General features: G+C 64.6%; 15 protein-coding genes. 3 read left to right on the top strand and 12 right to left on the bottom strand.

Annotation, left to right across the window (positions count from 1 at the left end):
- Positions 1-2 precede the first annotated feature (2 nt).
- From M3P36_RS12740 to M3P36_RS12720, 5 genes are read right to left on the bottom strand one after another with little or no spacing between them, the layout of a single operon-like run.
- Positions 3-245: a hypothetical protein gene (locus M3P36_RS12740; protein WP_249704068.1), complete on the bottom strand. Its 243-nt coding sequence runs from the start codon at positions 243-245 to the stop codon at positions 3-5.
- Positions 242-1,447 carry an NADH-quinone oxidoreductase subunit D gene (locus M3P36_RS12735; RefSeq protein WP_502798383.1) on the bottom strand — a complete coding sequence of 402 codons (1,206 nt, stop codon included), beginning with the start codon at positions 1,445-1,447 and terminating at the stop codon, positions 242-244. Before M3P36_RS12735 ends, M3P36_RS12740 begins: the two co-directional genes overlap by 4 nt.
- 5 nt (positions 1,448-1,452) lie before the next feature.
- Positions 1,453-2,352: an NADH-quinone oxidoreductase subunit C gene (locus tag M3P36_RS12730; RefSeq protein WP_249704066.1), complete on the bottom strand. Its 900-nt coding sequence runs from the start codon at positions 2,350-2,352 to the stop codon at positions 1,453-1,455.
- Positions 2,352-2,927, bottom strand: coding sequence for a NuoB/complex I 20 kDa subunit family protein (locus tag M3P36_RS12725; RefSeq protein ID WP_283773476.1), 576 nt, complete (start codon positions 2,925-2,927; stop codon positions 2,352-2,354). Before M3P36_RS12725 ends, M3P36_RS12730 begins: the two co-directional genes overlap by 1 nt.
- Positions 2,918-3,292, bottom strand: a complete 375-nt coding sequence (locus M3P36_RS12720) for an NADH-quinone oxidoreductase subunit A (protein WP_249704065.1) — start codon at positions 3,290-3,292, stop codon at positions 2,918-2,920. Before M3P36_RS12720 ends, M3P36_RS12725 begins: the two co-directional genes overlap by 10 nt.
- 234 nt (positions 3,293-3,526) lie before the next feature.
- Here M3P36_RS12720 and M3P36_RS12715 point away from each other — a divergent pair, with 234 nt between their 5' ends.
- Together M3P36_RS12715 and M3P36_RS12710 are read left to right on the top strand one after the other, a co-directional pair.
- Positions 3,527-4,723, top strand: a complete 1,197-nt coding sequence (locus M3P36_RS12715; protein ID WP_249704064.1) for an acetyl-CoA C-acyltransferase — start codon at positions 3,527-3,529, stop codon at positions 4,721-4,723.
- A 108-nt stretch (positions 4,724-4,831) separates the two neighbouring features.
- A complete protein-coding gene (locus M3P36_RS12710; RefSeq protein ID WP_249704063.1) occupies positions 4,832-5,221 on the top strand; it encodes a hypothetical protein in 390 nt (129 codons plus the stop codon).
- Positions 5,222-5,290: 69 nt separating this feature from the next.
- Here M3P36_RS12710 and M3P36_RS12705 read toward each other — a convergent pair whose 3' ends face one another.
- On the bottom strand, positions 5,291-5,767 hold the full coding sequence (locus M3P36_RS12705) for an SH3 domain-containing protein (RefSeq protein WP_249704062.1): 477 nt from the start codon (positions 5,765-5,767) through the stop codon (positions 5,291-5,293).
- A gap of 132 nt (positions 5,768-5,899) precedes the next feature.
- Here M3P36_RS12705 and M3P36_RS12700 point away from each other — a divergent pair, with 132 nt between their 5' ends.
- Complete coding sequence (locus M3P36_RS12700) at positions 5,900-7,216, top strand: ammonium transporter (RefSeq protein ID WP_249704061.1); 1,317 nt, start codon at positions 5,900-5,902, stop codon at positions 7,214-7,216.
- A 387-nt stretch (positions 7,217-7,603) separates the two neighbouring features.
- Here the strand turns inward: M3P36_RS12700 and M3P36_RS12695 are convergent, their stop codons facing one another.
- The 6 genes from M3P36_RS12695 to M3P36_RS12670 all read right to left on the bottom strand — a co-directional run bounded on the left by M3P36_RS12695 (position 7,604) and on the right by M3P36_RS12670 (position 15,137).
- Positions 7,604-9,010 (bottom strand): NAD(P)H-dependent flavin oxidoreductase, encoded by a 1,407-nt coding sequence (locus M3P36_RS12695; RefSeq protein ID WP_249704060.1) that lies wholly within the window; start codon positions 9,008-9,010, stop codon positions 7,604-7,606.
- Between the two features lie 46 nt (positions 9,011-9,056).
- Positions 9,057-9,740, bottom strand: a complete 684-nt coding sequence (locus M3P36_RS12690; RefSeq protein ID WP_249704058.1) for a class I SAM-dependent methyltransferase — start codon at positions 9,738-9,740, stop codon at positions 9,057-9,059.
- Between the two features lie 101 nt (positions 9,741-9,841).
- On the bottom strand, positions 9,842-10,969 hold the full coding sequence (prfB, locus tag M3P36_RS12685; protein WP_249704057.1) for a peptide chain release factor 2: 1,128 nt from the start codon (positions 10,967-10,969) through the stop codon (positions 9,842-9,844).
- 103 nt (positions 10,970-11,072) lie between these two features.
- Positions 11,073-11,606, bottom strand: a complete 534-nt coding sequence (locus tag M3P36_RS12680) for a peroxiredoxin (protein ID WP_249704055.1) — start codon at positions 11,604-11,606, stop codon at positions 11,073-11,075.
- A 30-nt stretch (positions 11,607-11,636) separates the two neighbouring features.
- Entirely contained in the window at positions 11,637-14,186 is a 2,550-nt protein-coding gene (locus tag M3P36_RS12675; RefSeq protein WP_249704052.1) for a penicillin-binding protein 1A, read from the bottom strand.
- A 75-nt stretch (positions 14,187-14,261) separates the two neighbouring features.
- Positions 14,262-15,137, bottom strand: a complete 876-nt coding sequence (locus tag M3P36_RS12670) for an N-acetylmuramoyl-L-alanine amidase family protein (protein ID WP_249704051.1) — start codon at positions 15,135-15,137, stop codon at positions 14,262-14,264.
- Positions 15,138-15,190: the final 53 nt, after the last annotated feature.

The following is a 15,190-nucleotide window of genomic DNA, read 5'->3' as shown; positions in this document are numbered from 1 at the left end:
TCCTAAGCAAGCGCCTTCTCCCGCTTGAAAAGCAACAACCAGAGCGCGATGAGGCCGACCACCGTGCCAGCGGCAAAGCCGAAATCACGACCACCACCGACGATTCCTGCGCCTAGAACAAAGGCAAAACCAGCGATCCTCGCTTTGCCCTCAGTAAGCCAGATCTTGGCGACAGCCATCGCGATGAGGCCATTGATGACAACAACCAAAACCGCGACCATGAAGCCGAAAAGGGACCCGCTCACCGGTCACACTCCCCGAACACCACATCGATCGCGCCGAGGATGGCGGTGGCGTCCGGTAGCATGTGGCCTTTGCACATGAAGTCCATCGCCTGGAGGTGGCTGAAGGCGGTCGGGCGGATCTTGCAGCGGTAGGGTTTGTTTGACCCGTCGCTCACGAGGTAGACGCCGAACTCGCCCTTGGGGCTCTCGGTTGCCACGTAAACCTCGCCCGCAGGCACATGGAAGCCTTCGGTGTAGAGCTTGAAGTGGTGGATCAGCGCTTCCATGCTCTGCTTCATCTCGCCGCGCTTCGGCGGCACGACCTTGCGATCAAGGCTGGCAATCGGGCCTTCGGGGATTTCCGCGATGCACTGCTTGATGATCTTGGCGCTCTCGTAAACTTCCTTCACGCGCACCATGAACCGGTCATAGCAGTCCGAATTGGTGCCGACCGGAATCTCGAAATCCATCCGGTCGTACACGTCATAGGGCTGGCTCTTGCGCAGGTCCCACGGAATGCCGGCGGCGCGGATCATCGGGCCGGAGAAGCCCCAGCGCACGGCGTCTTCCTTGCTGACAATGGCAATATCGACGTTGCGCTGCTTGAAGATGCGGTTGTCCACCACCAGGCTCATCGCGTCGCCGAACAGTTCGGGGAGACGGGTATCGACCCAGTCGCCGATGTCGGCCAGCAGCTTGAGCGGAACGTCCTGGTGGACGCCGCCCGGGCGCAGGTAGGCGTGATGCATCCGCGCGCCGCTCATGCGTTCAAAGAAGTTGAGGCAATCCTCGCGCAGTTCGAACACCCACAGGTTGGGCGTCATCGCGCCCACGTCCATCACGTGCGCGCCGATGTTGAGCATGTGGTTGCAGATGCGGGTCAGCTCGGCGAACAGCACGCGCAGGTACTGGGCGCGGATCGGCACATCGATGTTGAGCAGCTTCTCGATCGCCAGCACATAAGAATGCTCCATGGCGAGCGGCGAGCAGTAATCCAGCCGGTCGAAATAGGGCAGCGCCTGGAGATAGGTCTTGTGCTCGATCAGCTTCTCGGTGCCGCGGTGGAGCAGGCCCACATGGCAGTCGATCCGTTCGATGATCTCGCCGTCCAGCTCCATCACCATGCGCAGCACGCCGTGCGCGGCGGGGTGCTGGGGGCCGAAGTTGATCGTGTAGTTGGTGATTTCCTCGCCAGTGGTGGTCGGCGACTGGTCGAGCATCATGCCGCTCATTTACCGTCCTCCTTCTTGGCGCGGGGCTTGCGGGGTTTGGCCGGAGCCTTGGCCTGCGCTGCAGGTTCGGTCGCGCCGCTGGTCTCGCGTCCAGCGGTCTTGCGGGGCTTGCGTTCCGGGCGGCTTTCGGTGGCATCGGGAGCGCCGGGCTCTTCCCCGCCGGACTTCTTGCCGGTCGATTTCTCCGCCGCCTTGGCGTCAGTTTTCGCCCCTGCCCCGGTCTGGGAGGGCTTTTCCGTGGTCTTGGGTTCATCCACCTTGGGAGCCGCAGGATGCTCGGCAGCCTTCTCGTCACCCGGCAGGATGTAATCCGCGCCTTCCCACGGGCTCATGAAATCGAACTGCCGCAGGTCCTGCGCCAGCTCGACCGGCTCATAGACGACGCGCTTCTCTTCTTCCGAGTACCGCAGTTCCTGGTAGCCGGTCAGCGGGAAGTCCTTGCGGAACGGGAACCCTTCAAAGCCGTAGTCGGTGAGGATGCGGCGCAGGTCGGTGTTGTCGGCGAACAACACGCCATACATGTCGAACACCTCGCGCTCCAGCCACCCGGCATTGGGCCACAGGGTGGTGACCGTGGGCACCGGATGGGCCTCGTCTGTGCAGACTTTCAGCATGATGCGGTGGTTCTTGGTGAGCGAAAGCAGCATGTAGACCACTTCGAACCGCTCGGCCCGGTCAGGGTAATCGACCCCGGCCATTTCCATCAGCTGCTGGTATTCGTGATTGTCGCGCAGCAGTCGCAGCGCATCCTCGATGCTTTCGCGCCGGATGGTGAGCAGGATCTCGCCATGCTCCTCATGCGCGGACAGCAGCATATCGCCCAGCGCAGCGCCAAGCGTGGCGGCTACGCCATCATTTGATCCGTAACGCGGTGCGGAGTGAAGTACCGTAGCCATTACCGTTCAATCGTCCCCACGCGGCGGATCTTGCGCTGCAACTGCATCACGCCATAGAGCAGCGCCTCTGCCGTGGGCGGACAGCCAGGCACATAGATATCCACCGGCACGATCCGGTCGCAGCCGCGCACCACCGAATAGCTGTAATGGTAGTAGCCGCCGCCGTTGGCGCAGCTGCCCATCGAGATCACGTACTTCGGCTCACTCATCTGGTCATAGACCTTGCGCAGCGCCGGAGCCATCTTGTTGCACAGCGTTCCGGCCACGATCATCACGTCCGACTGGCGCGGGCTGGCGCGCGGCGCCACGCCGAACCGTTCCATGTCATAGCGCGGCATGTTGACGTGGATCATCTCCACCGCACAGCAGGCCAGGCCAAAGGTCATCCACCACAGGCTGCCGGTGCGGGCCCACTGGAACAGGTCCTCGGTGCTGGTGACGAGGAAGCCCTTGTCATTCACTTCGGACTGCATGGCCTTGAAGTAATCGGCATCGGGCAGGCGAACCTCGCCGCCCTGTGCGGTGGGAAGGCCTGCGGCGCTGGATCCGATCACAGGCGAGTTGCTCAATCCCATTCCAGCGCTCCCTTCTTCCATTCATAGGCCAGGCCAATTGCCAGGATCGCCAGGAAGATCATCATCCCTATCCAGCCCGGCCAGCCGGTTTCATCCAGCGTCACGGCCCAGGGAAACAGGAACGAGGCTTCGAGGTCGAACAGGATGAAGCTGATGGCCACGAGGTAGAAGCGCACGTCGAACCGGTCGCGCGGCTCCTCGAAAGCGGGGAAGCCGCATTCGTATTCGCTGTTCTTTTCCGTGTCGGGCTGGTGCGTGCCGGTCAGGCGCGAGACGCCCATCGGCAGGAACACGAACAGCGTCGAAAGGCCGAGTGCCACGCCGAGAAACAGCAGGATCGGCAGATATTGGGTCAGATCGATCAAGACAGACTCGATTGCATGAGGGTTGCGTTGCTCACTGTTGCGGCGCGTCTAGGCAATGGCTTGCCATACTGCAAGGCCGTTACGGGCTGAATTCCGGGTCAATCCCTGCCTTTTTCCCAAGCTTGGGGCAACACGGCACAAGGTGCGCCCCGCAATCTTGCGCCTGCCATAATCCTTGCCTAGGACTCCAGCCCGTCGCACCCTCCCCGCAGCAAGCCAAGGGCAGTTTCACACATGACCACGTTCAACTCCGCCGATCCGATCGTCATCCTCTCGGTTGCCCGCACCCCGATGGGCTCGATGCAGGGCGCGCTGGCCGATGTGGCCGCCACCGATCTTGGTGCCACGGCGATCAGGGCGGCGGTCGAGCGGGCCGGTGTTTCGGGTGAGGATGTGGACCGCGTCTATATGGGCTGCGTGCTTCCCGCCGGGCTTGGCCAGGCCCCTGCCCGCCAGGCAGCGTTGAAAGCCGGCCTGCCGAAAAGCGCCCAAGCGACCACGGTCAACAAGGTCTGCGGTTCGGGCATGCAAACCGTCATCATGGGTGCCGAGGCGCTAGCAAGCGGCGGGGCGGACCTAGTGGTGGCCGGCGGCATGGAGAGCATGACCAACGCGCCCTACCTCCTCAAGAAGCATCGCTCCGGCGCGCGGCTGGGGCATGACACGGCCTATGACCACATGTTCCTCGACGGGCTGGAAGATGCCTATGAGGCGGGGGCCGCCATGGGCGCCTTCGCGCAGGAAACCGCCAACGAATATGCCCTGACGCGCGAGGACATGGACAGCTATGCCGTCGCCTCGCTCGAACGAGCCAATGCCGCGATCGCCAGCGGGGCCTTCGCCGCCGAGATCGCGCCGGTAACCTACAAGTCCCGAGCGGGCGACGTGACGGTCGATACCGACGAGGCGCCTGGCAAGGGCAAGCCCGACAAGATCCCGACCCTGCGCCCAGCTTTCGCCAAGGATGGCACGATCACGGCGGCAACCTCGTCGTCCATCTCCGATGGTGCCGCCGCAGTGATCCTGACCCGCGCCAGCGTGGCCGAGGCCAAGGGCCTGTCGCCGGTCGCCAAGCTGGTCGGCATGACAGCCCATGCGCACGAGCCCCGGGCTTTCACCACGGCCCCTGTCGGCGCGATCCAGAAGCTGCTCGAAAAAACCGGGTGGAGCGTTGGCGATGTGGATCTGTGGGAAGTGAATGAAGCCTTCGCCTGTGTCGCCATGTTCGCCATGCGCGACATCGGGATCGCGCACGACAAGATCAATGTCAACGGCGGCGGCACTGCGCTGGGCCACCCCATCGGGGCCAGCGGCACGCGCATCATCGTGACGCTGGTGGCAGCCCTCCAGGCCCGCGGCTTGAAGCGCGGCATTGCCTCGCTGTGCATCGGCGGCGGAGAAGCCACGGCGGTTGCTGTCGAACTTGTGTGACATTTCAGCCTGACCGCGCATGAAAATGTGACGGCTTTTCAATAGGCGGCTTGCGCCAATACTTTCATGTGTTACCTGATAGTCGCATCTGACTTGGGGGACGGAAGCATGAAACGTATAATCGCGCTGGCGGGTGCTGTGGCACTCGCCTCTTGCGGAGGTGGGGACGACACCGCCGAGACGACCGATACCGTGGCCACCGCGCCATCGCCAGATAGCCCCCTGATCGGGGTTTACGGTGGGACCGACATGGATGGCGGCACATGGTCCTCGGCGATGAACGCCGATGGCACCTATGAAGACCGCCAGGGCGGCGAGGTTAGCGAGACCGGAACCTGGACGCATGAAGGCGACCAGGTCTGCTTCACCCCGGCCATGGTCGAAGGTTCGGCGGCCAGCCCCACCTGCCTCACCCTGATCAACGTGAACGACGATGGCTCGCTGCTGATGGCCGATGGCCAGGGCGAGGAACGCACGGTGCCCCGGCTCGAGCAATAGGCCGGAAGTGGCAAAACCAGAAGTAAGGGGCGGTCCGCGTGGCCGCCCTTTTGCTGTCTAGGGCCAGAGCTAAGGCTCGCCCGCGCCCCACAGCCGGTCGCGCGCGATCCAGCCGCGATGGCCGTCGACATCGAATTCGCACCACCGCTCCTCGCACGCACCCAGAAGGCCGATCACGCCCGCCTCGACATTCCACCGCAGCGCCGATCCCGCTTCGGGCAGCTCCCGTATCGGCGTCACGCCATCACCGGTGACGATCGCCGTGCGCTGGCGCGAAAGCAGCTGGTTGAACACCCAGCCCCTCGTGCCATCGGGCTCCTCGATCAGGCGCCAGCCCTGTTGCAGGCGGATCACTTTCACCGGCAACCCTTCGCGCTGATAGACCCAGGCAATGGCAAACCGCTCGCTCGGTCCCACGCGCATGTTGACTTCGGGCGAGGACAGGCTGGCCCAGTAAGGCACGTCGCTGTTCTGCGCAGCAGCGCCCTGCACCCCGCAGCAAAGTGCCGCAAAAACGATAAGAATGCGCCGAAGTGGTCCCTGCATGACCGGTTCCTATACGACCCGGCAGATTCGCCGCAAGCGCGAGCAGAGCCTCTTGCCCGATTGCCTGTTCCTGTCCTAACAGCATGGCAGAGGAGCAATCCGCCGGCAGAGCGGGCTAGAGGGGAAATCACCATGTTTCGCAGGATCACGGCCGTCGCCGCGCTGGTTGGCGTACCCGCTTTCGTGCCCGCTGTGGCCTGGGCCCAGGCGACGGGCGAGGTGGTGGAAAACTCGGGCGACACAGCCTGGATCCTGATGGCCTCGGCGCTGGTCCTGCTGATGACGCTGCCGGGCCTCGGCCTGTTCTATGGCGGACTGGTGCGGGCCAAGAACTTCCTGTCGGTCTTCATCCAGGTCGGCGCGATCGCTGCGGTCGCCTCCGTGCTGTGGGTGGTGGTGGGCTATACCCTCGCCTTCGGGGATACCAGCATGAACGGCTGGCTCGGCGGCGGGCAGCACTGGATGCTGTACAACCTCGACGTGGTCTATCCCGCGCTGGAGATCCCGGAGAGCACTTTCGCCCTGTTCCAGATGACCTTTGCCGCCATCACGCCTGCCCTGATGGTCGGAGCCTGGGTGGACCGGGCACGGTTCAGCTGGGTGGTGCTGTTCTGCGCCATATGGGGCCTCGTGGTCTATGCGCCGGTGGCCCACTGGGTCTGGGGCGGGGGCTGGCTTTCGGCCCTGGGCGTGCTCGACTTTGCCGGCGGGCTGGTGGTCCACACCACGGCTGGCGTTTCGGCGCTGGTGATCGCGGTGCTGCTGGGCAGGCGGCAGGGCTGGCCCAAGACGGCCATCCTCCCCCACGCCCCGGGCATCACCATGCTGGGCGCGGTGCTGCTGTGGGTCGGCTGGTTCGGCTTCAACGGCGGCTCTGCCCTCGGCGCCACTGCCAGCGCCAGCAATGCGATCATCAACACCCACCTCGCCGCCTCCATGGCCGCGCTGATGTGGATCTTCATCGAGCGGGTGGTCTTCGGCAAGCCGACCACGGTGGGCTTTGCGACCGGCGCTATCGCCGGCCTCGCCACGATTACGCCTGCCGCAGGCTTCGTCTCACCCGGCATGGCCATCCTGATCGGCGCTGTCGCCGCGCCAGTCTGCTACTACGCAATCCAGCTGTTCAAGATGAAGATGCATATAGACGATTCACTTGACGTATTTGCAGTACACGGCGTGGGCGGGATGCTCGGCACTCTGCTGCTGGGCCTCGGCCTGTCCGCCGGATTGGGCGGCGCGGGCTACGACACGATCGGAGCAGGCTCGATGGGCGGGCAACTTGGCGTGCAGGCGCTGGCCGTGGCAGTAATCGCCGTCTTCTCCGCCGTCGCCACGGCACTGATCGCGGTGGCCCTCAACCTGTTCGTGCCGATGCGCGTGAGCGAGGATGAGGAAGTCCAGGGCCTCGACATCACCAGCCACGGCGAACGCGGCTGGGAATTCGACTAAGGCCACTGCGCCCGGCGGAACAAAGGTGACACAAGTGACAGGGTGTCACCTTTGATTTGCGGGCGATTTTGCTGTGTTTCCAGTGGGTTGAGGTGTCGCGGACAAAGTGACACCCGCCCGGGAGAAGCTGCATCTCCCCCTTCTCTAAACGTCATCCTGAACTCGTTTCAGGATCCATCGGGCAACAGGCGCGGTGCTGTTCGCAAGAAGGGCAATGGGCGCGGTTTGGTCTCCTGCCGCCATGCTCCGCGCACGCGGAGAAATGAATCCTGAAACGAGTTCAGGATGACGGGGAAAGTGCGAGCGCGTGGTCGCAACGCCTCAGGGTCTGGACGATGTCAAAAGAGCAATCGCCCCTCTGCATGGAATGTCGACCTGTAGGAAAGCCTATTCCCCCGTCAGAATCCTGTCCACCAGCTCCTTCACCGTGGGCGTGAAGTTGTTGGAATAGAACGGGTCCTGCTTGAAGCGGTAGGCGGCGTGGCCCGCGAAGACGAGGTTTTCGTCCAGCGGTGCCCCATGGACCGCGCCCTGCAGGCCCTTCTGGATGCAGAAGCTGCGCGGATCGGCCAGGCGGCCGGTGGTGAAGTCGTCGTGGTCCTTCCAGCTGGAAAAACCGCAGTGCGACAGGCAGCCCATGCAATCAGTCTGGTCCTTGCGGATCACGTCGCGTTCCGGCGGGGTGACGAATACCACGGTATCGTCGGGCGTCTTCAGCGCCTCGGTATAGCCCGCAGCATTCCACGCCCGGGCGCGCTCCAGGTCCTTGGGCGCAACCCAGAAATTCCTGCCCTTCACGCCGACATCGAGCTGCACCGTATGCTCGCCCGCCTCGACGCGGCTGTAAGGGATCTGCCGCTCGCTGCGGGCTTCAAGCTCGCGCAGGAAAGGATTGCGGATGGCGCTGGAATAAAAGCCGGTGGGGCTGAACTTGTGCAGCAGCACCTCGCCCGGTTCCACCGTGCGCAGCAGGTCTTTCCATGCCTGCGGGATCGGGCTTTCCACCGTCAGCAGCGGGCGGGTGCCGAACTGGAACACGATGGAACCCAGCTCTGGATTGTCGATCCAGTCGTTCCATTCACGCAAGGCCCAGACACCGCCGGCCATCACGATGTGAACATCTTCCGACACGCCTTCGGCCCGCATCGTTTCGCGCAAGGCTTTCACGCGGGGATAGGGGTCTTCCGGCTTGGTTGGGTCTTCGGCATTCGACAGGCCGTTGTGCCCGCCTGCCAGCCACGGATCTTCATAGACCACGGCGGCCAATAGGTCCGGCACCTTGTGATAGGAGCGCTTCCACAGCGCGCGGAAGGCACGGGCTGAACTGACGATGGGCAGGTAGCAGACGTTGTAGCGCTGGGCGATTTCGGCCAGTTTATATGGCATGCCCGCGCCGCAGGTGACGCCTGTCACCATGCCAGGGGTCTGCTGCAGGATACCTTCGAGCACTTCCTGCGCGCCGCCCATTTCCCACAGCACGTTGATGTTGATCGCGCCGTGTCCGCCCGCAATGGCATGGGCGCGCTTCACCTGTTCGACCCCGCCAGCGATGGCATAGCGGATCAGCTCCTGGTGCCGTTCCTTGCGGGTGGCACCGTGATAGACCTGCGGAATCGGGTCTCCATTGGCATCGTAGCTGTCGGCATTGACCGCGCTGACCGTGCCGATCCCGCCCGCAGCGGCCCATGCGCCCGAGCTGGCGTGGTTGGTTGCCGCCACGCCCTTGCCGCCTTCAACCAGAGGCCATACTTCACGGCCACCGTAAACAATCGGCTTCAGTCCCTTGAAATCCATGTATTTCCTCAGCAGGTCCGCCCCATCAGGGGGTGGCCTCTTCTTGTCAGCCGGGCTGCTTGCACGGCACGATGTCCTGTGGCTCGGGGCGCGGGCCCCGCGCTTCGAACTGCGCATAATAACCGGCAATCTCCGGTTTAAGATCAAATTCCACCAGGCGAAAGCCCATGCGTTCGAATTCGCAGAATAGCAACTGCGGGGCGATGCCGTTCTGGTCGGTCGGGCGGTCGGCATCGACCACGATCACCTGCCCGCCTTCGCGCAAGGCCGGGCGCATGCGCCACAGGAAGGCATAGGGCTCAGTTATCTCGTGGTACATGTGGACCATGAAAATGCGGTCGAAACTGGCCGATGGCAGGCGCGGATCGTCCGCCGCGCCCAGCGCGATCGAGACATTGTCGAGCCGTTCGGCCTCGACCCGCGCGCCAAGGCGGCGCAGCGCATCCTCGTCGATATCCTGCGCCAGCACCCGGCCCTGGTCGCCCACGCGGGCCGCCAGACGCACGGTATAGTAGCCCTCGCCCGCACCGATATCGGCCACGGTCATGCCCGGCACGATCATCGCCTTGTCCATCACCGTTTCCGCCTCGCGCCGGTCATCGCGTAGCTCTTCGGTGGAAAAGGCATTGGAGCCCAGTTCGGACACCGGCCGGTGCGGCTGCGGGAAAGCGCGCGCGGTTTCCGGGCGGCCATCGTCAACCGGCTGGTCGCAGGACACAAGCGCGAACATGGTCGCCGAGGCGACAGCCCACGCGAAAGGTGTCTTTATCCTGCTCCCGCTTATCATGCTGTCAGGCTTTAGCGGTGGACATGCCCGATGGCAAAACAAGCCTAGTCCACATCGGCCACATCGACCTTCTCGCCCGTCACCCGCTGGGCGAGCGCGGCGGCGATGAACTGGTCGATGTCGCCATCGAGCACGTCGCCGGGAGCGGTCGAGACGACGCCGGTGCGCAGGTCCTTGACCATCTGGTAGGGCTGGAGGACGTAGGAGCGGATCTGGTGGCCCCAGCCGATTTCGGTCTTGGCCTCGTATTCGCTGCCTGCCGCCGCTTCGCGGATCGCCAGTTCGCGCTCGTAGAGGCGCGCCTTCAGCATGTTCATCGCCGTGGCGCGGTTCTTGTGCTGGCTGCGGTCGTGCTGGCTGGCCACCACCACGCCGGTGGGCATGTGGGTGATGCGCACGGCGCTGTCGGTGGTGTTGATGTGCTGCCCGCCCGCACCCGATGCGCGATAGGTGTCGATCTTGAGGTCGCCCTCGTTGATCTCGATCTCGATGTTGTCGTCGATTACCGGATAGACCCAGACCGAGCTGAAACTGGTGTGCCGCCGCGCGCTGCTGTCATAGGGGCTGATGCGGACCAGGCGGTGGACGCCGCTTTCGGTCTTGGCATAGCCATAGGCGCCCTCGCCCTTGATCTGCAGCGTGGCAGACTTGATGCCCGCCTGCTCGCCGGCCTGGTATTCGACCGTTTCTACCTTGAAGCCGCGCTTTTCGGCCCAGCGGGCATACATGCGGAACAGCATTTCGGCCCAGTCCTGGCTTTCGGTGCCGCCTGCGCCGGCGTGGATTTCGAGGTAGGTGTCATTGCTGTCCGCCTCGCCCGAGAGGAGCGCGGTGACCTTGTCGGCGTCGGCGCGGTCGGCCAGGCCCTTCAGGGAGGCGAGCCCTTCGGCCACGACGCCGGCATCGTCCTCCATCTCGCCCAGTTCGATGAATTCGACCGCATCGGCCATCTGGCTCTCGATCTCGCGCACGGTGCCGCTGGCGCTTTCGAGCCGCCGCCGCTCGCGCATCACCTCTTCCGCCGACTTGGGATTGTCCCACAGCGTGGGGTCTTCCACCCGCGCGTTGAGTTCGTCGAGGCGGCGCAGCGCGCGCTCCCAGTCGAGCGACTTGCGCACCAGCGCCAGCGCCGCGTCGATCCGGTCGATATGGGCCTGCCCTTCGGCACGCATGGGACTTCTCCGTGAATGTGTTGTCGCGCCGCCTAGCGCAGGCCTCATGAAAACGAAAGGGGCCGGCCCCGCAGGCCCGGCCCCCGAATGTAATCCAGCTTCGTCAGCGCGCGAGCGTGCGCACCGCTGCCAGGGTCTGGGAAACGTGCTCACGCCAGTCCATGTCGGAATGGACATGGACGATCCGTCCGTCCGCCGCGATGACATAGGAGGTGCGGCTGGTCATGCCCTGGCCAAAGGCCACGTCATAATCCGAGATGATACCCGGGCTGGCGCGGCCTACGGGAAACGCATCGCGGCATTCCTCGCGGCTGAAGCGCTGGAGCGTGGGGATATCGTCAGCCGACAGGCCGATCACCTGGGCGCCCGCCGCGCGGAAATCGTCCATCGCCTCGGCAAAGGCATTGGCTTCCAGCGTGCAGCCTTGCGTGAAGGCGCGCGGGAAGAAGTACAGCACGACCGGGCCCTTACGCAGTTCGGCAGCAAGGTCGAAGGCGTAGGTCTGTCCCGCAAGCGCGCCGGTGGTGGTGAAGGCAGGTGCGCGCGTGCCTTCGGTCAGGGCAGCCTGGGCGGGAACCGAATGACCCGCCATCGCCAGGGCGGCGAGCAGGGGAACAATGAGCTTCTTGATGGCCATTCTACGTGATCCTCTATGCAGGTAACACCCTTAGTAGATGCCGCCCTGTTCCTCGACAAAATTCTCCGGACTGTTGGAATTGGCCGAAGACGATGCCGCAGACGGTCCTTCCTCGCGGCGGCGCAACTGGGCCAGGATCATCTCGCGCATCTGGTCGATATCGTCCTGCCGGCTGGTGCGGCGCGGTTCGGTATCGGGCTTGAAGGCCTCCCAGATCACCGCGCTTTGCGGTTCATCGGTCGGCCAGCCATCGAATACCCGGCGGCCGCTGCGCCGGTCGATCCGCACCATGCGCACCCCTTCGGATGCCAGGAACGGCCTTCCGTTCCACCGCTCGCGCGTTTCATTCACGAATTCCAGAAAGATCGGCGCGCCCGTGTTGCCGCCCTGGACATAGCCGCCAAGGTTGCGTGGCTGGTCGAACCCGACATAGGCCCCGGCCACGATATCGGGCGATCCGCCGACGAACCACGCGTTGGTCGGCCCGCTGGAGGTGCCGGTCTTGCCGAACAGCGGGATGTCCAGCACGCGCAGGCGGGTGGCCGTGCCGCGCTCAATCACGCCGGTCAGCATGTTGACCACCTGAAACGCGGTGCGCGGATCCATCGCCTGCTGCCCGCGCGGGGCGAGGCGCGGCATGGCCGAGCCATCCCATTCGGCCATATTGCAGCCCACGCATTCGCGGTTGTCGCTGCGGTAGATCACCTTGCCGTCGCGGTCCTGGACATAGTCGATCACCGAAGGCTGGTTGATCCGTCCGTGGTTGACCAGCGCGCCATAGGCATTGACCATGCGCAGCACCGTGGTGTCGCCTGCGCCAAGGGCAAAGGCGGGATAGGGATCATAGGCACCCTCGTCGGCAATGCCCATCGCCTCGAAAGTGTCGATCACCTGTTCCATGCCGGTGTCCATGGCGATGTGCACCGTCATCAGGTTCTTCGACTGTTCGAGGCCATAACGCATCGGATATTCGCCGCCGCCACGGCTGCCGCCGAAGTTGGTGAAGCACTTCTCGCCCAGGTTCGCGCCCTGGTAATAGCAGTACTGGCTGTCGGGGATCATCGAGGCGGGCGTCATCCCGGCATCGAGCCCGGCGGCATAGACGAACGGCTTGATCGTCGATCCGGGCTGGCGCATCGCCTGGGTTGCACGGTTGAAATCGCTGAGGCGGGAATCGAAACCGCCCTGCATGGCCAGCACGCGCCCGGTGTGCGCATCCTGGGCAACGAAGCCGCCCGACACTTCGGGGACATAGCGCATGCGCCAGCCATTGCCCTCGGGCGAAACGGTGATCACGTCGCCCGCCTTCATGTCGTTGGGAACGGCGCCGCTTATCTGGGCCGGCGATCCGCTGGCGAAGGCGATGGTGGCCGATTGCGCCGCGCGATCGGTTACCACGGCCACGCGCCAGTCCTGGTAGCTGATGGAAATGTTGGAACTGAGCAATTGCGCCTGCAGGTCGCCATGGTCGGGGTTCAGCGTGGCAATGGGGCCGGTCCAGCCACGGTTGCCGTGATAGCGCAGCAAGGCGCTGCGCAGGCTATCGCGCGCCGCTTCCTGCAATTCGGTATCAAGCGAGGTGCGCACCCACAGGCCGCCCGCATAGACGCTGTTGCGCCCGTCCTCGGACGTTTCGCCGAAACGCTGGATCAACTGGCGGCGCACTTCCTCGAGGAAATACCCGGCATCGGCCGAGCGCTCGGCCCGCTGGCCGGTCACGATGCCCAGCGGCATGGCCCTCGCCGCATCGCGCTGGGCAGCCGAAATATGACCGTTGCTCTCCATCTGGCTGAGAACGATGTTGCGGCGCACGGTTGCCTCATCGTAATTGCGTTCGCGGCTGTATGTTTCGGGCGCCTTGGGCAGGATCGCCAGGTAGGCCATCTCGTGCAGTTCGAGATCGTCCACATCCTTGTCGAAATAGGCCCGCGCCGCGGCCTGCACGCCGAAGCTGCGGCGACCGAGCGCGATTTCGTTGAGGTAGAGCGTAATGATCTCTTCCTTGCTCAACACTCCCTCGATGCGGGTGGCGAGCAGCATTTCCTTCAGCTTGCGGGTGATCGAGTATTCGTCGCCGATCATGATGTTCTTGGCGACCTGCTGGGTGATGGTGGAACCGCCCACCGCCCGCTCGCCCGAACCGATCTTGCTGACATAGTCGATCACCGCACCGACAAAACCGCCCGCGTCGATGCCGTTGTGGCTCCAGAAGGTCTTGTCCTCGGCGCTGGTATAGGCGTTGACGAGCTGGGTCGGCAGGTCCTTGAACTGCAGCTCCACCCGCCGCTCGCGCTCGTACCGGTGGGCGATCTCCCCATCGGCGCCGCGTACCACCGAAGGCAGGTTGGTCTCGTACTCCAGCAGCATCTCGGCATCGGGCAGGTCACGCGCGAGGATTGCCCAGCCCGCCACCATGACCAGCAGCCCGGCCGCTACCAGCCCGCTGGCCCAGCGGAACCAGCGCTTGCCCTGCCAATTGCGGCGGAACCAGGCGGTGAAGCGGATCCACGCCCCGCCCGCTTCGCGGCGAATGCGGTAGTGCAGCGGCTCTGCTGCGGCAGCATCATGATAGTCGGACATGCCCGCCCTTTAGCATGGCGAGTGGCGCAGATGCCAGATTGAATGCGACGGGCGGATTACCCGGCAACCAATTTGTCAGGGGGAATCGCTAGCGCGGGCCAGTTGCACCCTGATGGCGCGGGCCATGGCTTCGGCAAAGGCCCGCTGGCCTTCGGCAGAGGCGAGCCGCCGGGCCTCCTCGCGATTGGTGATGAAGCCCGCTTCGAACAGGACCGAGGGCACATCGGGCGCGCGCAGCACGGCCAGTCCGGCGGAGCGGACCGCCTGCGGATGGAAATTGAGCGCTCCCTCGCCCTCGCGCACGATCAGTTCGGCAAATTCCACCGACTGGGCCGAAGTGCGGCGCTGCGACAGTTCGACCAGGATGGCGTTGACGTTGGCGTTTTCGCCCGACAGCTCCATGCCGTTGATCCGGTCGGCCCGGTTCTCGCGCTCGGCAAAGCGGGCTGCTGCCTCGGACGATGCCTGGTCTGACAGGGTGTAGATACTGGCGCCCGTCACCCCTTCCTGCTCGCCCGCGCTGTCGGCATGGATCGACAGGAAGAGGTCGGCACCCAGCGTGCGGGCGATCTGCACCCGCTCGGCAAGGGCGAGATAGCGGTCATCCTCGCGCGTCAGGGCCACCCGCACACCGCCGCCGGCCAGCAGTTCATCACGCAGGGCGCGCGCCAGGCCGAGCACCACGGTTTTCTCGCGTATGTCGAGGCCGCTGGCACCCGGATCGTGCCCGCCATGCCCGGCATCGATCACCACCAATGGGCGCGAAGGGTCGTCCGGCCCCAGCACATCGGGCAGGCCTACCGTGGTGCCGGGTTCGGGCAGTTCGATCCGGATCACATAGTCACGGCCCAGGTGCGGCACCGGGATCGCCCGGCCGAGCACATAGAGCGCCGCCACGGCAAGCACCGGCGCAAGGAACAGCAGCACGATCTGGATGCGGTACGCTGCCAAGTACTTTTCCCTGCCCTGCCCCATCTGCGCGCAGCCCGGCCCGATAGGCCCCG

Origin of the sequence: Altererythrobacter sp. KTW20L (assembly GCF_023501975.1) — a bacterium.
Classification (GTDB): domain Bacteria; phylum Pseudomonadota; class Alphaproteobacteria; order Sphingomonadales; family Sphingomonadaceae; genus Alteraurantiacibacter.
The sequence above is the reverse complement of the archived record's forward strand: the minus strand, read 5'-3'. Positions and strand labels throughout refer to the sequence as shown.